The organism is Archangium violaceum, from assembly GCF_016887565.1.
In the GTDB taxonomy this organism is placed as follows: domain Bacteria; phylum Myxococcota; class Myxococcia; order Myxococcales; family Myxococcaceae; genus Archangium; species Archangium violaceum_B.
In genome coordinates, this window is sequence record NZ_CP069396.1 from 10,083,090 (window position 1) to 10,105,166 (window position 22,077).

Genomic DNA, 22,077 nt, shown 5'->3' on the forward strand with positions numbered 1-22,077 from the left:
CTCAGGCCAGGGGCAGCGTGAAGATGAAGGACGTGCCCTGGCCCAGGGTGCTCTCCACCCGGATCTTCCCACCGTGCGCCTCGACGATGCCCTTGACGATCGCCAGGCCCAGGCCCGCGCCCATGTGACGCGTGTGGCGCGCCTGCCAGAAGCGATCGAAGACGTGCGGGAGGGCGTCGGGCTCGATGCCCGTGCCCGTATCCGAGACGGAGAAGCGCACCCACCTACCGTCCAGCTCCGCCCGCAGGTGGATGGAGCCTCCCGAGGGCGTGAACTTGATGGCGTTGCCCACCAGGTTCTGGAGCACCTGGAGCACCCGCGCCCGGTCGGCGCGCACGGGCGGCAGGGGGGAATCCCGGGTCGCCTCGAGCCGGAGGGCCTTGGCCCCGGCGAGCGGCTCGAGCGTCTCGAGCGCCTGCGAGAGCAGCCGGGACACCTCCAGCGGTTCGGGATCCAACGACAGGCGCCCGGCCTCCATACGGGCCACCGCCAGCAGATCCTCGATGAGCCGGTTCATGTCGCCCACGGACTGGCGGATCCGCTTCAGCGAGTCGCGGGCCCGGTCTCCCTCGTGCGTCTGGGGAATCTGGTACAGCTCGATGGCGCTGCTGAGCAGCGAGATGGCGCTCAGGGGCGAGCGCAGATCATGCGAGACGATGCCGAGCGTCTCGTCCCGCACGGCGATGGCCTGCTGCGCCGTGTGGTACAGGCGCGCGTTCTCGAGCGCCAGGGTGGCGCGACGCGCGACCTCTCGGACCAGGGTGTACTCCTCGACGCCGAAGCGCCGCGCCGGGCAGTTCAGCACCAGCGCGAGCACCCCCAGCATCCGCTCCTGGATGCGCAGGGGAATGGCCAGGATGGGCGCGTCGGAGAGCACCACCGGCTCTCCCGTCCGGGCCGCCTGCTCCAGGGCGGTCCCCACGGGACCCCCGAGGCCGGAAGGTCGGGTGAGCACCTCCCGGAGGGAGCACTCCAACTCCGGCTCGACCGCCGACACCACGGAGGCCTGGCCCGCCGGCTGCCCGCCATCGGCGGTGAGGATGCATCCGTCCGCGAGCCCTGGCACCACGAGCTTCACCACGGCCCGCAGGGTGTCCTGGAAGTCGAGCGAGTACGCCAGCGTGGCACCCACCTCGGCCAGGAAGCGCTGCTGCTCCTCGGCACGCCGCTGCTCGGTGATGTCCCGCAGCACGGCCGTGAACACCTGCTCGTTGCCGAGCTCGAGCCGGGTGATGGAGACCTCCGCCGGAAACACCTCGCCGCTCTTGCGCTGGCCTTCCACGCACAGGCGCGCGCCCATGCGGCGGGAGGCCACCTCGGCCGACGCCGCGAAGCTCCGCATGTGCTGGTCATGCACCTCGCGCCGCGTCTCGGGCAGGAGCAGCGAGAGCGGCTGGCCCAGCACCTCCTCGGGCGTGTACCCGAAGGTGTGGCGCGCGCCCTCGTTGAAGATACGGATGCGCTGCTGCCCGTCCACGGCGATGATCGCATCCGCCGCGGACGAGACGATGCCCCGCAGCTTCTCCTCGGAGGAGCGCAGCGCCTCCTGGCTCACACGCTGCTCGGTGATGTCACGGAAGTAGACGGAGAGGCCCTCGGTGGAGGGATAGGTGACGAGGCGCAACCACCGGTCCGAGAAGGTGGAGGGCAGCTCGGCCTCGAGTGGCCGCTGCTCACCCACCGACTGGTGGAGAAACGCATGGAGCCGCGAGCCCACCATCCCGGGAAAGACGCTCCACATGCTCTGTCCGAGCAGCTCCTCCCGATTCCGGCGGAGGTAGACCTCCGCGTTCCGGTTCACGTAGGTGAAGCGCCACTCCCGGTCGTACGCGACGAAGCCATCGGAGATGCGCTCGAACACCGCGAGGAGGTGCTCGCGGGCCGCCCTGACCCGCTCCAGCTCCAGCGTGGCCGCCTCCAGGCGGGCCGACCTCTCGCGCACGAGCTTCTCCAGCTCCGTGGGGAGCTGCTCCCGCGCCCGCTGCCGCTCGGTGACGTCGCGGGCGATGTGGAAGGCCCCCACGAGCGTCCCCGTCGAATCCCGGAGGGGGCGGAAGCCGAACTCGTAGACGTTCTGGCTGCGTTGCGCGCTCCCGAGGGCGGCGATGGTGGAGTACTGCGCTCCCTGGAGCGCCCGCTGCCACGACTCCACCAGGATGGCCTGTTCACACGGCAGGTGGGCCAGGGCATCCCGCAGGTCCATCCCCAGCTCGATCGGGACGCCGAAGCTCCTGATGAACTCTTCCCGGTAGGCACGGTTGAAAGCGGTGAAGCGGAAGGACGTGTCCAGCGCCGCGATGAGCTCCTCGCTGCTCTCGACGAGGTGCCGCAGGATGCCGTCGGCGGCCCCGCCCGAGACGGCATTGGAAAGGGGCTGCTCTTGATTGGCTGGAGAGAGCGCCTGTGTCGAACACAGGTGGGCTACCGGCGGGGGCGGGGGCATGGGCAGAGCGATCGTTTCTGGAAGCGCAACCTCGCGATCCTACCCAACTGACCTCCTGTTCACACGAGCCGCGAACGTTGGAGTTGCTTCCCATCACCCGTCAGAGGGTCCAGTGCACGGACAGGTGCAGCTGGGCCGAGGGCCGGAGCTCCACCGAGCCATCGTATCGGGGCGCGCGCGTGAGCCCGGCGGAGCCCTCTACTCCCAACAGGAGCCGCTCCGACAAGGAGTACGTCACGCAGGCGAAGGGCCCCACGCCCCAGATGAGTCCCCAGCGCGGAGGCTCCTCGATGCCGAAGATGCGGCCAGCCTGCTCCTCGTCCACCCGGGCGATGGATTGCCGCACCCAGGTGCCCTGTCCCTCGGCCCCGAGGGTGAGCTCCACCGGCCCCGCTGGCAACAGGAGACCCCCGCCCAGCGAGAGCCGCAGCTCCGTCTGGGAGAGAGCGAAGGTCTCGCGCTCCATGCGGGCGCGCGTGAAGCCCAGCCGCGCGTGCGCCACGAACCGGGAAACGCGGTGCCTCAACCCCACCTCGCCGAAGTGCTCCGGCGCCATGCCGCGCACCGAGCCGGAGGACAGGGCGTAGCCGGCGCTCACCGACCAGGGGCGCGGCACCAGGGGCTGGCTCCCCCGCAGGCGGGCCCGCTCGAGGGGGACCCGGATGAAATCGGCGCGTGTCAGCACCCGCTCCGTCCGCCAGCCGAGCAGCACATCCGTGGCCTCCGCGAACCGTCCCTGGGGGAGGACCACCCGGTAGCGGCCGGGCTTCACCGCCAGCCGCTTGGACTCGCCCCGGTACTTGCGGATCTCCGCCACCAGTTCCTGCTGGTGGTCCGCCACCCAGAGGCTGCCCTCCACGTCCTCGCCGAGCACCAGGCTGGCCCCGAGCCGCGCCGGGCGTGCCATCACCCATTCGCCCCAACCGCTCGAGCGGATGTCGAAGCTCGGGTGCTGCGTCCCGGCGCCGCTCAGCGTGGAGCCCGCGAGGGTGTGGCGCCAGGCATGCGCATAGACCTCGGACAGGGTGATGGCGCCATCGCCATCTCCATCCGCCAGGCCGTGCAGGGCCGAGAGCACATGGTGCGTGAAGAGCGAGCCACGCAGGGAGGGCCACTCCTGGGCGGGCTCTCCCTCCGCGGCCGACATCAGCAGCACCGTCCCCTCCACCTGGGAAGGAACCTCCAGGCGGACCGGAACCTCCTCGGAGACGGGCACACCCCCCTTGGCGCGGGAGGCCACGGGCGTGCGGCACGCATCCAGGATGGCGAGCCGCAGGGTGAACGGCGAGGCCGAGAGCACCTGCTTCAGCTCGGCCAGGGGCAACCGCGTTCCCTCCAGGTGCAGCGCCTCCGCGTCGGCATGGGAGGAGACGTAGAGCACCAGGGCACTCGGTCCCTGGGGTCTCTCGCGCGCCAGCACCCGTTGCGCCTCGGCCAGCGCGCGACGGACCGCCGCCGCGTCTCCCGCCGTCACCAGGAAGGCGTGCTCGGGAGAGACCCCGCCCAGTTCCAGCAGCAGCTGGTGGAAGCGCCGGGCATCCGCCTCGGCGTACTCCAGGGGCACATCTCCACCGACGCCCACGTTGCTGCCCACCACCACCGCCACCCGCAGCTCGTCCGCCACCCCGGCGGCCGACACCCCGGAGCACAGCAGCAGCGCGGCCAGCGCGCCCCACCTCACCGCGTCCCCTTCTGGTGGAAGCGCGCCACCGACTGGCCCGGCAATCCGGTCTCCTCGAAGCGCAGCCCGCCGGCCCGCTCGAAGGCGCCGCGCAGGGCCGCCTCGATGTCCCGCTCCTCCATCGGCTCCGGGCTCAGGAGCAGGGTGATGCGCTCCTCGCCCCGCGAGTCGTCCAGCACGACGCCGCCCGGCAACAGGTGCTCGCCTGGCGCGAGCGGCGCACCGCGTGTGCCACCAGCAGGGAAGTAGCGGGTGAAGTGGCCCGCCTCATCCAGGTTGGCGATGAAGACGTGGCCCTTCTCCGGGAGGACCACGCGGAAGCGCAGCGTGTCTCCTGGCAGCAGCGGCGTCCCTTCCGGCACGGGAACGGCGGGCCGCCCCTCGCGGCTGACGAGCACCTCCAGGCGCACCGCGGGCGCACCCTTGAGGTGGACGGGGAGCGCGCCTCCTCCTTCCGCTCCTGGTTGAAGCACACGCGGCGGCACCATCAGGAGGACCAGGGCCACGGCCACCGCCGCGGGGAGCACACCGAACGCCCACACCGACCGCCTCCACCAGGAGACGCGACGCTCCCGCTCCACCACGCGCGCCGCGAAGGCACGTGCCGGCCGGGCCTGGAGGAAACGGGCTCGCTCCTCACGAAGCGCCGCCACCCGTGCCTCGCACGAGGCACAGGCCCGCACGTGCTCCTCCACGTCCGGAGCCCGAGGCTCGCTCCCGGGCGCGAACGCCAGCGTCTCGAGCGCCAGCGCCGAGGGATGGCCCGCCTCGCGGGAGGCCCGGAGGGACTCGAAGTCGCTCATCCTGTACCTCTCCTGGCCTTGCCTCCCGTCAACAACCGGGTGGCCACGACCTTGAACTGGGCGAGCCGCTCCTTCACCGTCTTGCGCGAGCAGCCGAGGCTCTCCGCCACCTCGTCCTGCGTGAGCTCATCCAGGTAGTAGAGGATCGCGGTGTCACGCACCCGATCCTTGCACGCCGCGAGCACCTGACCGAACAGATGCAACTGCTCGGACGGGCCCGGAGCGGCGACCTCCTCGGGAAGGGACGCCTTCACGTCCTCGGAGGGAATCTGGCGCGCGCGTCGGCGAAGCAGGTCCACGCAGTGCCGATCCGCGATGCGGTAGAGCCAGGGCAGCGGCGCTTCACCCTGGAGCGTGTGCGCGTAGCGCCAGGCGCGCAGGAAGACTTCGTGCAACGCATCATCCGCCTCGGCCTCGGATTGCAGGAGCCGGACGCAGCGGCGGTGCACGGCATACCCGTACAGCGCATACCATTGCTCGAGCGTCGCCGCTTCCATCCCCTCCTCACGGGCACGCGTGCCGCGAGCCCTCCAGCGCCAGCGAGGTGGAGGCCGGGAGCGAGACGAATGACGCGGGCCCGCCCTCGGGCCGCTGGACGCCGAGGAGGCTGAAGCCCCGAGGCACCTCGCGAGGCCACCGCTCCCACGCGCCCGAGCGCTCGGACGGAAGGGTCCCATCCAGGAAGAGCACGGCCAGCCCCGAATCGAGTGAGGTGGCCACCACACGCTCCCCTCCCGCCCCCTCCGAGCCCAGGTCCAGGCTCCCGTTGCCGTTGTCGTCCTGGAAGAAGACGATCCACCCGAGCGCCAGACGGCCCCGCCCACCCGACGGCTCCAGCGCGAGCTGGGCGGCCGGTACGGGAGTCGTGGACAGAGGTAGGACGAAGCTGGAGGGGAAGTGCGGCTGGAAGGACGTCGGCTGTAGGAGTGCCTCCCGCTCCGTCCCGCACGAGGACCCCTCCGCCAGCAGCAGCGAGGCGAGCCGCTCCGTGGCGGCGAGCTCCGGCGCCCACGCCAGGGTCATCGCCGTGGGGCCCTGCCCGCTACCCACCTTCGCGCGGAGCTCGCCCTCCAGGATGGCCACCGGCTCGACCGGATACGTCTCATCCGCCAGCCCATACTCCCCGCAGCCGGCCACGCCCACCGCCAGGGTGGTCAGCCACGAGGTGAGCCGCGACACGTGTGTCTGAGGATGGGTCATCCGCCGTTCTCCGGTCTCCGGCGCCGCGGCGCCAACAGTGTCACCAGCCCGAGCAGCAGCGCCCCCGCTCCCGCACCAGGGGCGGCGCTGCACCCCTGGGGCTTGCTCGTTAGCTGACGGAGCTCGGGCTCCGCCTCGACACAGTCTACAGCGGGAGCCCCGGGCGGGTAGATGGAGCACATGGCCTGCCGCGAGCCCTCGTCGATGGCACTCGAGGAGCCCTGCCCCTGGTAATGGGGATACATCGTCGAGCGGGAGTCCGGCGAGTGCGCCAGGCCCAGTGCATGCCCCAGCTCGTGCGTCACGGCCCCCTGAAGGTCCACGGTGGGGGTCTGGGAGAAGAAGGCCACCGCGTTGAGCTCGATGTCCGTGTCGAGCACCTCGCCCGAGCGCATCCGGAAGGTGCTCGTCGTCATGGCCAGGGTCTCCGTCCCGTGCCGCCAGCAGTCCTCGCTCTCCGGCTGCGTACAGGCCCGATCCCTCAGGAGGATGATGTTCTCGTTCGGGCCAGAGGGGACGTAGCCCACCTGCCGCGAGGCCGTGACGGGCCCCTCGGAGAGGCGCAGGCTCGTGCACCCCGCGAGGATTTCATCCCAGCCCTGGAGCGCGAGGCCCACCGACGCCTGGCGCGCCGTGCAATCCGGTTCTCCGGACATGCACTGCTGCTGGTGGAAGGTGAGCGTGCTGCCCCCTGGCCACCACAGGCAATGTCCCTCCGGTGCGCTCTCGGTGGGAGGCGTGCGCGTCCGGACGAAGGGAGGTGGCGACGTCGGCTCGTCGAGAGCGGGAGAAGCCGTGTCATGGACCCCCCCGCGCACCTGCTCGCGAAGCACCTGGAGCGCCATCGTCCGCGCCTGGGTGGGCACGGGCTGGAGCGACAGCGGGTCTACCAGCCGCAGCGCCTCGGGGAGCACCGCGCTGGCGAGCACCTCACGGCCATTCTCCGAGCGGTGGACGCGGAACGCCCCCTGGGCGAGGCCCACCACGCGCGGTCCCTCCGTACCGTGCGAGAGGAAGAGCACCACCTCCTCACCGGGAGCGAGCTCCGGTGCACCGCTGACGTCCTGACGGAGGTCTCCGACGATGCCGCCCGGCAGGACGACGTGCAGGGAGGAGCGCGCCGCCGAGCCCCGGAGAAACTCGGTCACCGAGACCTCCACGTCGGTGACGATGCGCCCCGTGTCCTGGACCTGGCGGCTGGTGGTGCGCAGCACCCGGCCATGGACCACCAGCTCCGAGCTCCGGGTCAGGGCGGGCACATCGAGCGCCAGGGAAGTGGAGGCCCGTGCCACGGGCGAAAGCATGCAGAGGGCCAGGGCACCAAGCAGGTGAACCCATCCGGGGTGACTCATCGTGTTCCTCCTGGGGTGTTTCGCGTCACATCGACCCCAGGACCGAAGCAGCGGGGAAAATTGGCACCCTCTTTTTTCTCAGCGCCCGGGCTCTGCCTCCGCGCCGGTGACGGTGCTCAGCAGTTCCCGGTAGAAGCGCACCATTCCCAGCCAGGCGTCGACGGAGAGCCGCTCGTCGGTGCCGTGGAAGCGTTCCAGGTCCTCCGGGGTCACCACCATGGGGCTGAAGCGGTACACGTTGGCGGAGACGGCCGAGTAGAACCGGGAATCCGTCCCTCCGACGACGAGCGTGGGGGCGACGATGGTCGAGGGAAAGGAGCGCCGGATGGTGCGCGCCAGGGCGCGGTAGGCCTCCGTGCTGGTGGGCGAGGAGGGGGAGGCCTCACGGTGGTCCGGAAGGGCGCGAACCTCCACCCGCGCGTCGTTCACGGTGGCCCGCACGTGAGCGAGCACCTCCTCCACGGAGTCCCCCGGGAGGAGGCGGAAGTTCACCACCGCCCGCGCTTCCGAGGGCAGCACGTTGTCCTTCACGCCCCCGCTGATGCGGGTGGCGGCGGTGGTGGTGCGTACCAGCGCATTGGAGGAGGGGGCGCGCGTGAGCTGGGAGAGGACGAGGGGACGGAAGAGCCAGAGGTTGGCGAACGCCAGGCGCCGCGAGAAGGGCATCTCGGGCGCCAGGTGCGCGAAGAGGTCGCGCGCCGGACCCTCGAGCCTGGCGGGCAGGGGGTGCCGCTCCAGGGCGCTCACGCTCCCGGCGATGACGCCCACCGTCGTCTGGGGCGGCGGCATGGAGGAGTGTCCGCCGCCGGCCCGGGTGAAGAGCTCCACGCTCAGGCCGCCCTTCTCCGCGATGCCGATGAGCGCCACGTCGTCCGTCACCCCGGGGACGATTCCGCGGGTCACCACCTGTCCCTCGTCCAGCACCAGCTCCGCCTTCACGCCACGGGAGGCGAGCAGCGCGGCGAGCGCCCTGGCGCCCTCACCATGGGTCTCCTCGTCGTGACCGAAGGCCAGGTACACGGTGCGGCGGGGAACGACGCCCTCCGCCAGGAGCGCCTCCACGGCCTCCAACTGGGCCACGAGCCGGGACTTGTCGTCCATCGCTCCCCGCCCCCAGACGAAGCCATCGGCCACGCGGCCCTCGAAGGGAGGATGGGTCCACCTGCCTTCCGTCGAGGGCTCCACCGGCACCACATCCTGGTGGGCGAGCAGGACGAGCGGGGGCAGGGATGAGTCCGAGCCCTTCCAAGTATAGAGGAGGCTGTGGTCCGCCACCACCTCGCGGGCGAGGTGCTGGTGGACGAGGGGAAAGGTCTCCGCGAGGTACCGATGCAGGCCCTGGAAGGCCTCTGCGGCCGGTGGCCCCTCCGAGAGGGAGATGGTGCGGTAGCGCAAGACACCGGCCAGGTGCTCGGCCGAAGCCGGGGCGAGCGCGAGCGGCGGGAGTGGCTCCACCACCACCTGCCTGGACTCCAGGCTCAGTGCTCGTATCAGGCCTACCGCCACCAGGAGAAGCAGTCCGCCGCCCAGCACCACCCCCACCCACTTGAGAATGCCGAGTCTCCGTCTCATCCGCGTCACCTCCACGAAATAACCGAGCCTGGGTGTCAGCTTCCGCCCTTGGGCCGACCGTGTTCCATCACCCAGTCCAGAGCCAGGCGAACCCGGGAAGAGAGCAACCGCCGGGAGGGGTATACCGCGAACATGTCACGTGGCTCGACCGTGCGCCCCGCCACGGTGAGCCGCACGAGCGCCTTGCCCTGCTGTTCGATGGCCTCGTCAGCGGCACGGACCACCCCCAGCCCCTGGACCGCCGCGGCGATGGCCACCTGCGGATCGTTCACACAAAGACGCTCGTACGGCCGGAGCTCCTCGATGGAACCGTCCCGCCGACGGAAGCGCCAGGTGCCACCGGGCTGGCCGACGATGGCGGGCACGGAGCCGAGCGAGCCTCGCTCGAGCTGGGTGCGGCCTTTCAGGACCTGTCGCACGAAAACCGGTGAGGCGGCGAGCGCGAAGGGAATCGACCACAAGCGCCGCGCCACCAGATCTCCGTCCTGAACGGGTCCAGCGCGGAAGGCCAGATCGATGCCTTCCTCGACCAGGTCCACCACGGAGTTGGTGAGCGCGAGCTCCACGGTGAGGCGGGGATATCGGGCGGCGAAGGAGAACAGCGCTGGCGCGATGCGCTGTGCCCCCGTCATCACGGGAGCCGTCACCCGGAGCCTGCCCGAGGGCTCGTCCTCGCGATCCGCGGCCTTGTCGAGCACCGATGTCAGCTCATCGAGTAACGGCCCGGCGCGCTCGAGCAGCCGCGCGCCCTCATGGGTGAGGCCCACGCGCCGGGAGGTGCGCTGGAGCAGGCGCGCCCCCAGGGTCTCCTCCAACTGAGCCACCCTGCGGCTCACCGTGCTGGTGGGCACTCCCGTGCGCCGCGCCGCCTCCACGAAGCTCGAATGCCGCGCGACGGCCACGAAGATGCGCACATCCTCCAATGACATCATCCCATCCATGGGATGGAGCTTGTCACGTCATCCCATGGCCGCCAACCGGATGCCCGCGCTACGAATGGGCCATGAATCTCGAAAACCAGCATGTCGTCGTGATTGGGGGCTCGTCTGGCATTGGCCTCGGAGTGGCGGAGGCCTGTTTGAAGGGCGGAGCCTCGCTGACCCTGGTGGGCCGTTCGCCCCAGAAGCTCGCGGAAGCCGCCGCCCGACTCGGGGCGACACACCGCGTGCGCACCTTCGCCGCCGACGTGACCGAGGAGGCCCAGGTGCGGCGGCTCTTCGAGGAGCATCCGCCCGCGCACCACGTCGTGGTCACGGCGGTGCATGGCCACTATCAACCCATTCGCCAACTCGAGCTCGCCGAGGCGCGCCGCACCATCGACTCCAAGCTCGTGGCGGCGATCCACGTCGCCAAGCACGCGCGGCTCGAGCCCAACGGCTCGCTCCTCTTCACCACGGGAATCGCGGCGGACCGGCCAGGGCCTGGCGGGTCGGTCGTCGCCGCGGTGAACGGCGCCCTCGTCTCACTCGTGCGAGCCCTGTCGCTGGAGCTCGCGCCGATCCGGGTGAACGCGGTGTCCCCGGGTTGGATCGACACTCCCTTCTGGGACCGCTTCGCGGGCGACGCCAAGGGGCAACGCTTCGAGCAGCACGCGCGCCGCCTTCCCGTGGGTCGGGTGGGCACCCCCTCCGACATCGCCCACGCAGCCCTCTTCCTGATGGGCAACGGGTTCACCACCGGCGAGGTGGTGCATGTCGATGGGGGACACCGGCTCGTCTGATTCAGCGGGCTCCGCCTACAGCCCTCACCGCAGCGCCTCGGTGGCACTCGCGGCGGTGAGGGACTGGTCGAGCCAGCGCTCCAGCGTGCCCGTGTCGGCGCAGCCCTCCAGGTGCGCCTCCTGCTGCGCGCTCAGTGCCAACCCGCGCTTACCCAGGACCTTGCGGATCGACGCGCGCAGACCCGCTTGGAGCCCCTCCGCCCTTCCCTCCTTGCGGGCCAGCGACAGAGCGCCTCGCTCATCCTGGATGGCCATGCCCGCGCGGATGTACGCGTCCCACTCCTCCTCGGTGAAGCCCGCGGCGCGCGCCGCCTCCAGCGCACCCGTGTAGGGCTGCTCCGCCAGCACCTCCGGCACCACCTGCAGGTTGCTCGCCTCCCGGAAGAAGTAGGCCCACTTCTCCACCGCCGTCCTCGGCGGACGCGAGGCGTCGTACTTGGGCAACTCCAGGAAGACGAACTGCAACTGTCCCAGTCCTCGCGCGCCCCCGTGCTGCTCCTGCATCCGCCAGCGGCTGAGCATCGGCACCTGCGGCGCCTCCCTCCTGGGCCACAGCTCGAAGTCGCACACCGTCACCCCGATCACGTCATCGAGGTCCGGGTACACCTGGCCGCCCTGGAGCTGTCCGGTGTAGGCCTTGGCCACGTTGTAGACGACGCGCTTCTCGAAGCCCTCCACGTTGAGCACCTGCATCTCCACCACGTACCGGGTGCCCCGCGCGTCCACGCACTTGACGTCCACGATGGAGAACTTCAACTCCTGGACCGGTGGCCGCTGCTCGGGCGAGAGCAGTTCCACCTCCACCACCCGGTGCGCCTCGTCCAGCTCCAGCAGGCCGTTGAGCAGGGCGATGAGCAGGGGCTTGTGCTCCTCGATGCCGAAGATTCTCTTGAACACGAAGTCCGTCTTCGGGTCCGCGAACAGGGGGCGCATGCCCTTCATCTAGCGCGCCGGCTGGCCGTTGTCGCCCCCCCCCGCAGACATCACCGCTCGGAGTCGCCCAGCCTGCCGAGCGCATCCTTCACCTCGCGCCCCTGCTCCTGTTGCCCGCTCCGCGTGAGCACCCGCCAGGCGGCCTCCAACACACGTCTGGCCTCCGCGCGATCACCTCCCGCGACCAGCACCTCGCTCAAGGCGAGCGCGGCCCGCCCTTCACTCACCGCGTCCGATGCCTGACGTGCTGCTTCGACCGCCGCCTCGAAGTGCTGACGTGCCCGAGACCCGTCCCCGCGTGCTCGCGCGACGCGGCCCAGTCCCATGTGCGCCTCCACCGCGCCCAGGGGCTCGTTCAACTCGCGTGAGAGCTCCGCCGCCCGGGCGTAGTACGGCTCGGCCGCCACGCAGTCATTCCCGCGCATGCACAGCACGTCTCCGACGGCCACCGCCTGGAACATCACTCCCCAGCGGTATCCCACCTCCTCTCGAAGCGAGAGCGCCCGCCGGTGCTGTTCGAGCGCTTGCTCCAACCGCCCCGCCTCTTCATCGGCGAAGGCCAGGTGTCGGAGCGAGAACGACTGTTGGAGCGCGTCTCCCGCCTCGCGGGCGCGCTCCAAGGAACGCTCGAAGAAGGGACGCGCTGCTTCGAATCCCTCCCGCCACTGGTGTACGAGCCCCACGTAGAAGAGTGACTCCGCCACCCCTTTCGTGTCTCCGTGTGCCTCACGCAGGGCCAGCGACTCGCGGAAGAGAGAAAGGCAGTGATCCCACTCCCCTTCGTTCTGGATGAGCTTGCGCCAGTAATACACCCGCCCCTTGTGCAGCAACGCTGCTCCCCGCAGCACAGGATCCCGCTGACCGGCGGGGCCCTCCTCCAACGCCGTGAGTATCGCGAGCGCCCGAGCCCGCACCTCCCGGTCCTTCCGCCCAAGTTCTACCAGGACACTCCCCCAGGCCAATTCCACCTGGGGCAGCCGGGGATCTCCCGACGCCCGCGCATCTCGAGCCGCACCCTCCAGCGCCCGGGCGCTCTCCATCCAACGTGAGGCGAGGAGGTCGGCGGGAGCCGCCGCGAGCGCCGCGCCGATGCGATCCTCCACGGGACCGTTCGCACGAGGTCCAGCGCAGGCCAGCGCCAGCGCACCTACGACGAGTCCCATCCACCAGGACTTCCTCCGGAATCGAGCCCGCATGTCTCCTCCACCGGCACCGGGCGTCCATGCCCGGGCAGGTCTCTCATAGAGGCATCCGGCGCACGGAGGATGGCCCCTGGGCCGAGCCGCGGGAGGCTGGGACGAGCCGCGTCCGGACGGGGATGAACCGGGAGGAGGATTCCCGCCCGGAACAACTACAACGGGCGGCCCAGACGCTCTTCCAGGCGGGCCCGGAAGGTTCTGCTGAGGGTCAGCTCATGTCCGTCTCGCAGCACCAGCCGGTGATCACCTCCCGGGGTGGGCCGGATGGAGCGGATGCGGTCGAGGTTGACGATCGTCGAGCGGTGCACCCGCGCGAAGCTCCGCGTGGGGAGCTGAGCCTCCAACCCTTCGAGCGTCTCGCGCACCAGGTATTCCTCGCGACCGACGTGCACGGTGACGTAGTTGCCCGCGGCCTCCAACCAGTCCACGTCCTCCACGCGCACCAGGAGTGTCTCGCGCGCGGTCTTCACCACCAGCCGCTCCAGCCATGGCGCGGCGGGGGTCTCGGGAGAAGCGGGGTGCGAGAGACGTTGGAGAAGCATGGAGAGCTCGGGCGGCAAGGTCGACGGAGGGGATTGCCGCAGCCGCTCCCGTACCCGGGCCAGGGTCCGCGCGAACCGCTCCCGATCGAACGGCTTGAGCAGGTAGTCCACCGCCGAGGCCTCGAAAGCCCGCACCGCGTGCTCCTGATAGGCGGTGACGAAGATCACCAGCGGCATGGGAGGCTCGAGCGCCTCCAGCACCCCGAAGCCATCCCGCTCGGGCATCTGCACGTCGAGGAAGACGATGTCGGGACGCTCACGCCTGAGCACCTCCAATGCCTCCACCCCATCCGCACACTCGGCGACCAGTTGCACATCGGGAGCCTGGGCCAGCAGGGCCCGAAGCCGGGCCCGCGCGAGCGGCTCGTCATCCGCGAGGACGGCGCGAATCATGCCGTGGAGCTCCGAAAAGGCAGCGTCAGCCGGGCGATGAAGCCGCGAGGTTGACCTGGAACCAGCTCGACCGCCCCCAGCGGGCCATACAGCCGCTCGATGCGGGCACGCGTGTTGCGCAACCCGACGCCCTCGCGCAGCTCGCGAGGAGGACCTACGCCATCATCGCGCACCTCGAGCTCCAGCCGCTCCGCCACGCGCTCGGCGCGCACCACCACCTCGCCGGGTCCGCGCCTCGGAGCGATTCCATGGCGGATGGCGTTCTCCACCAGGGGTTGGAGCAACAGCGCGGGGACCCGCGCGCCTCGGATCTCCTCGGGCACCTCCAGCCGCACCCGGAGCCGATCGGAGAAACGTGTCTGCTCGATGTCGAGGTACGGCGCGAGCAGCGCCAGCTCCTCCGCCAGGGAGATCTCATGACGGCCGGCGCTGGCTCCCTCCAGGCTCGCGCGCAGCAGCTCGCTCAACCGGCTCACCATCCGATCCGCCGCCTCGACGTCCTGGTGCATGAGGGCCGAGATGCCGTGCAGGGCATTGAAGAGGAAGTGTGGATGCAGCTGGCTGCGCAGGAGCTGGAGTTGGGCCTGAGCGAGCTGGGCCTCCAACTGGCTGGCGCGAAGTTCCCGCTCCGCCAGCGCCCGGATGGAGCGAAGCGCCAGCAGCGCCCCCACGATCGCGAAGTAGACGAGCACCTCGAAGTCGGTGGTCTTGGAGAGCAGGAAGAGGAAGTCCCCCCACGCCTCGCGCCATGTCCGGGAAAGCCCCAGGAAGACATGGCGTCCACTGGCGACCAGGGCCAGGTGCACCAGACCGAAGCCGAGCGACGCCACCGCATGAATCCCGAGACGCCACGGCCACCGCCACGCAACCGTGCGCTCGAAGAGCGCGGCGATGAGGGGCACGAGCAGGGCCCAGGAGAACCACTCCACCGCCCCGCTGCCGAGGGCCTCGGCCCAGCTCACGGGCTCCCCCCGGCTGGCGCGGTAGATGGAGATCTGCACGCCATACAGCAGCGCCAGCAGCGAGAAGCCGGCGACGGCGAGAGCCGGGAGGAACCAACGGCGGGTGGTGGGCGACGTGGTCACGGAAGTTCCGGCCAGCATCGCTCATCGGGAGCAGGCTTCGCCACGGGCAGGCCGGTCCTCCCCCGAGGACTAATCGCCCAGCTTCTTCTTCAGCAGCTCGTTGACCAGCGCCGGGTTGCCCTTGCCCTTCATCGCCTTCATCACCTGGCCCACGAAGAAGCCATAGCTCTGCTTCTTGCCCGCCTTGTACTTCTCCACCTCGGCGGCGTTCTTCGCGAGCACCTCGTCCACCACCGCCTCGATGGCCCCCACGTCGCTCACCTGCGCCAGGCCCTTCTCCGCGATGATGGCCTCCGGGTCCTTCCCCGTCCGGAACATCTCCCCGAACACGTCCTTGCCCGCGTTCGCCGAGATGGTCCCCTTCTCCACCGCCCCCAGCAGGTTGGCGAACTGCACCGTCGAGAAGCGCAGCGTGGTGACCGTCCCGCCCTCGTCCTTCAGCAGCCGCAGCAGCTCCCCGAGGAACCAGTTCGACAACCGCTTGTAGTCCTTGAAGTGCTGCGCCACCGCCTCGAAGTAGTCCGCCAGCGGGCGCTCCGCGCACAGGATCTTCGCGTCGTACGCCGGCAGCCCGTACTGGCTCATGAAGCGCGTCACCTTCGCCCGGGGCAGCTCCGGCAGCGACTTCGCCACCTCGTCGATCCGCTCGTTCGTCACGTGCAGCGGCGGAAGGTCCGGCTCCGGGAAGTAGCGGTAGTCGTGCGCCTCCTCCTTCGAGCGCATCGAGCGCGTCACGCCCTTGTTCGGGTCGTACAGCCGCGTCTCCTGGTCCACCTTCCCGCCCGACTCGATGACGTCCACCTGGCGGGCGATCTCGTACTCGATGGCCTGCTTCACGAACCGGAATGAGTTGATGTTCTTCAGCTCCACCCGCTGGCCGTACGCCGTGGCGCCCTTGCGCATCACCGACACGTTGGCGTCACAGCGGAACGAGCCCTCCTCCATGTTCCCGTCGTTCACCCCGAGGTACACCAGCACGTCCCGCAGGGCCTTCAGGTAGTCCACCGCCTCGTCCGCGCTCCGCAGGTCCGGATCGCCGACGATCTCCAGTAGCGGCACCCCCGCGCGGTTCAGGTCCACCAGACTCTCGCTCGCCGAGGCGTCGTGCACGCTCTTGCCCGCGTCCTCCTCCATGTGGATGCGGCGGACGCGGATGACCTTCTCGCCCTCGGCCATGTCCACCGTGAGCGTCCCGTGCTCGCAGATGGGCTGGTCGAACTGGGTGATCTGATAGCCCTTCGGCAGGTCCGGATAGAAGTAGTTCTTCCGGCTCCACACGCTCGTCTTGTTGATGGTGCAGCCGAGCGCCAGCCCCGTGCGGATGGCGTACTCCACCACGCGCGCGTTCAGCACCGGCAGCACGCCGGGCAAGCCCAGGCACACCGGGCAGGTGTTCTGGTTGGGCGCCGCGCCGAACTCGGTGGAGCAGCCACAGAAGATCTTCGTGTTCGTCAGCAGCTGGGCGTGGACCTCGAGCCCGATGACTGGCTGGAAATCGCTCAGGGGCATGGCCTCTCCCGGAAGTGCTCTCTCAGATGGGCGCCAGGCGCCGCGTGAAGTCGTGCTCGCGCTCGAAGGCCCGGGCAATCCGCAACAGCTTCGCCTCGTCGAACGGGCGGCCCATGAGCTGCAACCCGATGGGCAGGCCCGCCTTCGTGAAGCCACACGGCAGCGACAGGCCGGGCAGCCCCGCCAGGTTGCACGGCAGCGTGCACACGTCCATGAGGTACATGGACAGCGGGTCGTTCACCTTCTCGCCCAGCTTGAAGGCCGGCACCGGCGAGGTGGGCGTCACCAGCGCGTCCACCTGGGCGAACGCCTTGGTGAAGTCCTCGCGGATGAGCGTCCGCACCTTCTGCGCCTTCAAGTAGTAGGCGTCGTAGTACCCCGCCGACAGCGCGTAGGTGCCCAGCATGATGCGACGCTTCACCTCGGGGCCGAAGCCCTCGTCGCGCGTCATGCCGTACATGTCCTTGAGCCCCTTGACGTCACGCGCCCGGTGGCCGTAGCGCACGCCGTCGTAGCGGGCCAGGTTGCTCGAGGCCTCCGCCGGGGCCAGCAGGTAGTACGTCGCCAGGGCGTACTTCGTGTGCGGCAGCGAGACGTCCACCAGCGTGGCGCCCAGCCGCTCGTACTCCTTCAACGCCGAGCGCACCGACGCCTCCACCTCGGGGTCCATCCCCTCGACGAAGTACTCGCGCGGCACGCCCAGCTTCAGCCCGGCCACCCCCTGCTCCAGGTCCGCCAGGTAGTCCGGCACGTCCGCCGGCGCCGAGGTCGAGTCCAGCGGATCATGCCGCGCCAGCACCTTCATCAACGCCGCCACGTCCCCCACCGTGCGCGCCATGGGGCCCGGCGCGTCCAGCGAAGAGGCATAGGAGATGACGCCGTAGCGCGACACGCGCCCGTAGGTGGGCTTGAGACCCACGGTGTTGGTGAGCGCCGCCGGCTGGCGGATGGAGCCGCCCGTGTCCGTGCCCAGCGTGCCGAACACCTCGCGCGCCGCCAGCGCCGCCGCCGAGCCTCCCGAGGAGCCTCCCGGCGTGCGCGTCACGTCCCACGGGTTGTGGCAGGGGCCGTAGGCGCTCGACTCGTTGGACGAGCCCATCGCGAACTCGTCCTGGTTGAGCTTGCCGAGGATCGGCATCCCCGCTTCCTTCAACAGCCGCACCGGGGTGGCGTCGTACGGCGGGACGAAACCCTTCAGGATGCGCGAGGCGCAGGTGGTCTCCACGCCCTCGGTGAGGAAGATGTCCTTGACCGCCACCGGCACGCCATCGAACGGCCCGTGCGGATTGCCGGACTTGCGGCGCGCGTCACTGGCCTCGGCGGCCGCCAGGGCCCCGCGCTCGTCCAGCCGCAGGAAGGCCTTCACCTTCCCGTCCACCTGGGAGATGCGCGCCAGGCATGCCTGGGTGGCCTCCACGGAAGTCACTTCCCCCGAGGCCAGCTTCGCCGCCAGCTCCAGCAGGGTGAGATCGGTCAGCTGCATGGCGTCACTCCAGGATCTTCGGGACGGCGAAGCTGGTGCCCACCTTGGCCGGCGCGTTGGCCAGCGACTTCTCCGGTGGCAGCGAGGGCCGCGTCACGTCCTCGCGCAGCAGCGAGGACGCGAGCGTGGCGTGCGAGGTCGGCTCCACGCCGCTCACGTCGAGCTCCTGCAACTGCGCCACCGCGTCCAGGATGGCGGAGAGCTGCGTGGCGTAGCGCTCCTCCTCCTCGGGCGTCAGCGACAGCCGCGCCAGGGTGGCCACGTGTCGGACCTGCTCGACGGTGAGCTTCATGGGCCTCCTCCGCGCTACTTGTTCTTGAACAGGTTGAGGACGGCGCCCATCCACTTGCCACTGTTCTCGTGCGACATCTGCTGCTGGAGCCGCCCCAGCTCGCCCGCGTCCAGGAAGATGCCGTGGCAGTTGAAGCAGGTCTCGATCTCCACGTCGCCGTGCTTGACCGGCTGCAGGTCCATGCCGCACTTGGGACACTTCATCCAGTGGAGCTTCTTGAGCTCCTCGCGCTGCTGGGCGGCCAGTGAATGGGCCTGCTCGAGTGCCAGCTTGCGCTTCTTCTCGATCTCCTCGCGCGCGAAGTATTCCTCTTCAGTCGACGACGGCTTGTCCGGGTGGGCCATGATGTAGGTCTCCTGGGTCCTGATACTCGGCCAGGGCAAGATACATGCTCCGCCCCCGGCTGGTGCTTCAAAGTGGTAGCCCCGTGTACCTCTGGACGGCCAGCCGGAAAATTGACCGCCCCCCCTCCCTCCCTACACTCCGCGGACGGCTGCTACAGCCCGCTACGGGGAGTGTGAGGAAGTCATGGCGGAACGGAAGGCCAGAGCGGAGAAGACGGTCCTTTCGAGGCAGGACATCGCCACGCGCCGCAAGGCGCTCGCGGAGAAGAAGGCCAAGAGAGGGGGCGGAGACGCGGGTCCCGGTCAACGGGCCCTCGTGGGCCTCTTCCTGATGGTCGCCTCGGTGTTGTCCTTGATCTCGGTGGCCACCTTCGACGTGAGGGACCGCAGGGGCCCGGGATTCCAGAACGCGGTGGGCCCCATGGGCCACCTCGTCGCCGAGGCCCTGCGGGGAATGCTCGGGGTGTGGGCCTATCTGCTCCCCCTGTGCGGCGTCTACGCGGCCATGGTGGTCTTCGTGGGAAGCCGGGAGCGGCGCCGCTGGCCGCAGCTGGTGGCCTTCGTGCTGCTGACGCTCAGCGGCGCGGTGCTGGCCCAGCTCTTCCTGGGCAACCAGCCCGGCCAGGCCCACCCGCCCGGCGGCTTCGTGGGCGCCACGCTCGGCGGCATGCTGGTGGGGCTGTTCTCCACCGTCGGCACCGTCATCCTGGTGACGTCGGTGTGCGCCGCCGCGCTCATCGTCGGCACCCAGTACACCTTCCTCAAGCTGTGCTCGCTGGCGTGGGCCGGCGCCACCGTGGTCGGCCGGCGCATCCAGGAGAACGCCCTCACCTTCTGGGAGCAGCAGAAGGTCAACTACAAGGAGCGGCAGGAGCGCCTCGCCCAGGAGAAGGAGGAGGAGGCCGCCTTCCTCGCGCAGCTCGAGGAGGAGGAGGCCGAGCTGGAGGAGGCCGAGCGTCTGGCCGCGGACGCCGAGGCCGCCGAGGCGGAGGCCATGGCCGAGGAGGCCGTGCGTCTGGCCCGCCAGGAGGAGAAGGAGCGCGCCGCCGCCGCGAAGCAGGCGGCCAAGGAAGCGCGCGAGGCGGGGAAGAAGAAGCCCTCCGACGAGCCCGCCAGCACGCCCGTCATCGTCACGCCGCCCGCGCCCTCTCGTCCGGCGCCGGGAGCGGATCCGGTGTGGGCGTCCTTCCTGGCCCCCTCGGGCGCCGCCAACGCGGTGCCCAACCCGCCGCCCCCCGGGCCCGCCGAGGCCCCTCGTGGCAAGCGGGGCAAGACACCGAACATCGTCACCGGACCGGCTCCGGCCGCCGAGCTGCCCGAGGCGGCTCCAGCGGACGAGGCCATGGCCGCCCGGCCCGTGGCCTCGGGGCCCGCCGCTCCGGCGGCTCCCGTGGTCTCGGCGGCGCCCTCGGCCCTCGTGCCGGCTTCGCCCTCGGCGCTGGCAGCGCGCACGCCGCTCATCGTGGAGCCCAAGGCCCCGCCCAAGCCCACCGCCGTCGTCGCCAAGAAGAAGGAGCTGGAGTTCCAGTTCGTGGGCGGCCGCACCAGCTTCTCGCTGCCCCCGCTGGACGTGCTGGAGATCGAGAAGAAGGAGCGCTCCGCGCTGGACAAGGAGGCCTTCCTCACCACGGCGGAGAAGCTGCGCGCGAAGCTCGCGGACTTCGGCATCTCCGGCGAGGTGGTGGAGATCCGCCCCGGCCCCGTGGTCACCATGTACGAGTTCCTCCCGGGGCCCGGCATCAAGGTGAGCAAGATCGCCGCGCTCCAGGACGACCTGGCCATGGCCATGGAGGCCATGCGCGTGCGCATCGTGGCGCCCATCCCCGGCAAGGGCGTGGTGGGCATCGAGGTGCCCAACCGCGATCGCGAGACGGTCTACCTCAAGGAGATCGCCGAGCAGGACGTGTTCCAGAAGTCGGCCAGCAAGCTCACCATGTGCGTGGGCAAGGACATCGAGGGCATGCCGTACGTCTTCGACCTGGCCAAGGCGCCCCACCTGCTCATCGCGGGTACCACCGGCTCCGGTAAGTCCGTGGCGGTGAACTCGATGATCATGAGCATCCTCCTGAAGTCCACGCCGGAGGAGGTCCGCTTCATCATGGTGGACCCGAAGATGCTCGAGCTCTCCGTGTACGAGGGCATCCCCCACCTGCTGCTGCCGGTGGTGACGGACCCGAAGAAGGCGGCGCTCGCGCTGCGCTGGGCCGTGGAGGAGATGGAGCGGCGCTACCAGATGCTCTCCGAGGCGGGCGTGCGCAACATCGCCGGCTTCAACAAGTTCGTGGAGACGCAGGACGCCGAGAAGGCCAACGCGAAGCCCGCCGAGGAGTCCGCCAGGAAGGTCGCGCCGAAGAAGCCCAGGAAGGTGGTCGTGGTGGATGTGGCCACGCCCGAGGACGCCATCATCGAGGAGTCCACTCCGGCCAGCGCCAGCGCGGGCCCCGGGGTCGCCGCGCCCAGGGACGACATGGAGGACCTGCGCGAGGCCCTGCCCGAGCCCGAGGAGGCTCCGGTGGCCGCCGAGGCCGCGGGCGAGGACGACGACGACGGGATGTCCGATGCCGTGGAGGCCGCGCTCGATGCCGCCGGGGACTCGGAGTCGTCCCGGGAAGAGAAGAAGGAGTGGAAGAAGCTGCCCTACATCGTCGTCATCATCGACGAGCTGGCGGATCTGATGATGGTGGCCAGCCGCGAGGTGGAGACGTACGTGGCGCGCCTGGCGCAGATGGCTCGCGCGGCCGGCATCCACCTGATGGTGGCCACGCAGCGTCCGTCCACGGACGTCGTCACGGGCATCATCAAGGCCAACTTCCCCACGCGCATCAGCTTCATGCTGCGCTCGAAGCCGGACTCGATGACGATTCTGGGCACGGTGGGCGCCGAGGCCCTGCTGGGCATGGGCGACATGCTCATCATGCCGCCCACGAGCGCGCACCTGCAGCGCGTGCACGGCGCCTTCGTGTCGGAGAACGAAATCAAGAAGGCGGTGGACCACCTCAAGTCGCAGGGCAAGCCCGTCTACGACGAGTCCATCCTCAAGCCGCGCGACGAGGACTCCGAGGGCGGTGGTGGCGAGGAGGACGAGCTGTCCGACGAGCTGTACGACCAGGCGCTCGCGACGGTGAGCGAGATGCGGGCGGTGTCCATCTCGATGCTCCAGCGCAAGATGCGCATCGGCTACAACCGCGCGGCGCGCATGATCGAACGCATGGAGCGCGATGGCGTGGTGGGCCCGGCCGACGGCGCCAAGCCGCGCGAGGTGCTCATCCGCGGCGTGGGCGAGATGCCCGGAGCCGGCGCCGCCTGAGCGGGATGTGCGGGAGGGAGGCCCCGGGGAGGGGGCCTCCTTCGTGTCAGTGTTTCCGTATATCTTCAGCGGAAATGACACCCTGGCATCGCCCTCCCGTTTCCCCGAGGAATGGGAGCCCTCTTCTCGTCTTCACGCTGAGTGCTTGTCTTACATTGCTTTTCACGGCCTGTTCTCCCACGGAGAACGCCCGGGAAGAGACCTCCGGAACCCAGCCCT

At 70.1% G+C, this 22,077-nt stretch carries 18 protein-coding genes; 2 read left to right on the forward strand and 16 right to left on the reverse strand.

Features of this window, described 5'->3' with window-relative positions:
• Nucleotide 1 precedes the first annotated feature (1 nt).
• The 8 genes from JRI60_RS40150 to JRI60_RS40185 all read right to left on the reverse strand — a co-directional run bounded on the left by JRI60_RS40150 (nucleotide 2) and on the right by JRI60_RS40185 (nucleotide 9,980).
• Nucleotides 2-2,443 (reverse strand): PAS domain-containing sensor histidine kinase, encoded by a 2,442-nt coding sequence (locus tag JRI60_RS40150; protein ID WP_204221295.1) that lies wholly within the window; start codon nucleotides 2,441-2,443, stop codon nucleotides 2-4.
• A 100-nt stretch (nucleotides 2,444-2,543) separates the two neighbouring features.
• Nucleotides 2,544-4,124: a caspase family protein gene (locus tag JRI60_RS40155; RefSeq protein WP_204221296.1), complete on the reverse strand. Its 1,581-nt coding sequence runs from the start codon at nucleotides 4,122-4,124 to the stop codon at nucleotides 2,544-2,546.
• Complete coding sequence (locus JRI60_RS40160) at nucleotides 4,121-4,927, reverse strand: hypothetical protein (protein ID WP_204221297.1); 807 nt, start codon at nucleotides 4,925-4,927, stop codon at nucleotides 4,121-4,123. The genes JRI60_RS40155 and JRI60_RS40160 overlap by 4 nt, the downstream gene beginning before the upstream one ends.
• Entirely contained in the window at nucleotides 4,924-5,424 is a 501-nt protein-coding gene (locus JRI60_RS40165; RefSeq protein WP_204221298.1) for an RNA polymerase sigma factor, read from the reverse strand. The genes JRI60_RS40160 and JRI60_RS40165 overlap by 4 nt, the downstream gene beginning before the upstream one ends.
• A gap of 7 nt (nucleotides 5,425-5,431) precedes the next feature.
• Nucleotides 5,432-6,127 (reverse strand): hypothetical protein, encoded by a 696-nt coding sequence (locus JRI60_RS40170; RefSeq protein WP_204221299.1) that lies wholly within the window; start codon nucleotides 6,125-6,127, stop codon nucleotides 5,432-5,434.
• Complete coding sequence (locus JRI60_RS40175) at nucleotides 6,124-7,479, reverse strand: matrixin family metalloprotease (protein ID WP_204221300.1); 1,356 nt, start codon at nucleotides 7,477-7,479, stop codon at nucleotides 6,124-6,126. Before JRI60_RS40175 ends, JRI60_RS40170 begins: the two co-directional genes overlap by 4 nt.
• Before the next feature lie 78 nt (nucleotides 7,480-7,557).
• Nucleotides 7,558-9,051, reverse strand: coding sequence for a M20 family peptidase (locus JRI60_RS40180; protein ID WP_204221301.1), 1,494 nt, complete (start codon nucleotides 9,049-9,051; stop codon nucleotides 7,558-7,560).
• Nucleotides 9,052-9,086: 35 nt separating this feature from the next.
• Nucleotides 9,087-9,980, reverse strand: a complete 894-nt coding sequence (locus tag JRI60_RS40185; RefSeq protein ID WP_239470008.1) for a LysR family transcriptional regulator — start codon at nucleotides 9,978-9,980, stop codon at nucleotides 9,087-9,089.
• Nucleotides 9,981-10,054: 74 nt separating this feature from the next.
• Between JRI60_RS40185 and JRI60_RS40190 the strand changes: the two genes are divergently transcribed.
• Nucleotides 10,055-10,771, forward strand: coding sequence for an SDR family oxidoreductase (locus JRI60_RS40190; protein WP_204221303.1), 717 nt, complete (start codon nucleotides 10,055-10,057; stop codon nucleotides 10,769-10,771).
• A gap of 24 nt (nucleotides 10,772-10,795) precedes the next feature.
• Here JRI60_RS40190 and JRI60_RS40195 read toward each other — a convergent pair whose 3' ends face one another.
• The 8 genes from JRI60_RS40195 to JRI60_RS40230 form a co-directional block, all read right to left on the reverse strand.
• Nucleotides 10,796-11,704 carry an Rpn family recombination-promoting nuclease/putative transposase gene (locus tag JRI60_RS40195; protein WP_204221304.1) on the reverse strand — a complete coding sequence of 303 codons (909 nt, stop codon included), beginning with the start codon at nucleotides 11,702-11,704 and terminating at the stop codon, nucleotides 10,796-10,798.
• Nucleotides 11,705-11,754: 50 nt separating this feature from the next.
• Nucleotides 11,755-12,867, reverse strand: coding sequence for a tetratricopeptide repeat protein (locus tag JRI60_RS40200; protein ID WP_204221305.1), 1,113 nt, complete (start codon nucleotides 12,865-12,867; stop codon nucleotides 11,755-11,757).
• 188 nt (nucleotides 12,868-13,055) lie between these two features.
• Complete coding sequence (locus JRI60_RS40205; protein WP_204221306.1) at nucleotides 13,056-13,838, reverse strand: LytR/AlgR family response regulator transcription factor; 783 nt, start codon at nucleotides 13,836-13,838, stop codon at nucleotides 13,056-13,058.
• A complete protein-coding gene (locus tag JRI60_RS40210; RefSeq protein WP_204221307.1) occupies nucleotides 13,835-14,923 on the reverse strand; it encodes a sensor histidine kinase in 1,089 nt (362 codons plus the stop codon). The genes JRI60_RS40205 and JRI60_RS40210 overlap by 4 nt, the downstream gene beginning before the upstream one ends.
• A gap of 69 nt (nucleotides 14,924-14,992) precedes the next feature.
• On the reverse strand, nucleotides 14,993-16,432 hold the full coding sequence (gene gatB / locus JRI60_RS40215) for an Asp-tRNA(Asn)/Glu-tRNA(Gln) amidotransferase subunit GatB (RefSeq protein WP_204221308.1): 1,440 nt from the start codon (nucleotides 16,430-16,432) through the stop codon (nucleotides 14,993-14,995).
• Between the two features lie 22 nt (nucleotides 16,433-16,454).
• On the reverse strand, nucleotides 16,455-17,915 hold the full coding sequence (gene gatA, locus JRI60_RS40220; RefSeq protein ID WP_204221309.1) for an Asp-tRNA(Asn)/Glu-tRNA(Gln) amidotransferase subunit GatA: 1,461 nt from the start codon (nucleotides 17,913-17,915) through the stop codon (nucleotides 16,455-16,457).
• A 4-nt stretch (nucleotides 17,916-17,919) separates the two neighbouring features.
• On the reverse strand, nucleotides 17,920-18,207 hold the full coding sequence (gene gatC / locus JRI60_RS40225; protein WP_204221310.1) for an Asp-tRNA(Asn)/Glu-tRNA(Gln) amidotransferase subunit GatC: 288 nt from the start codon (nucleotides 18,205-18,207) through the stop codon (nucleotides 17,920-17,922).
• A 14-nt stretch (nucleotides 18,208-18,221) separates the two neighbouring features.
• Entirely contained in the window at nucleotides 18,222-18,551 is a 330-nt protein-coding gene (locus JRI60_RS40230; protein ID WP_204221311.1) for a zf-TFIIB domain-containing protein, read from the reverse strand.
• Nucleotides 18,552-18,735: 184 nt separating this feature from the next.
• On the opposite strand from JRI60_RS40230, the gene JRI60_RS40235 reads away from it, so the two are divergent.
• A complete protein-coding gene (locus tag JRI60_RS40235; protein WP_204221312.1) occupies nucleotides 18,736-21,858 on the forward strand; it encodes a DNA translocase FtsK in 3,123 nt (1,040 codons plus the stop codon).
• The last annotated feature ends 219 nt before the right edge of the window (nucleotides 21,859-22,077 follow it).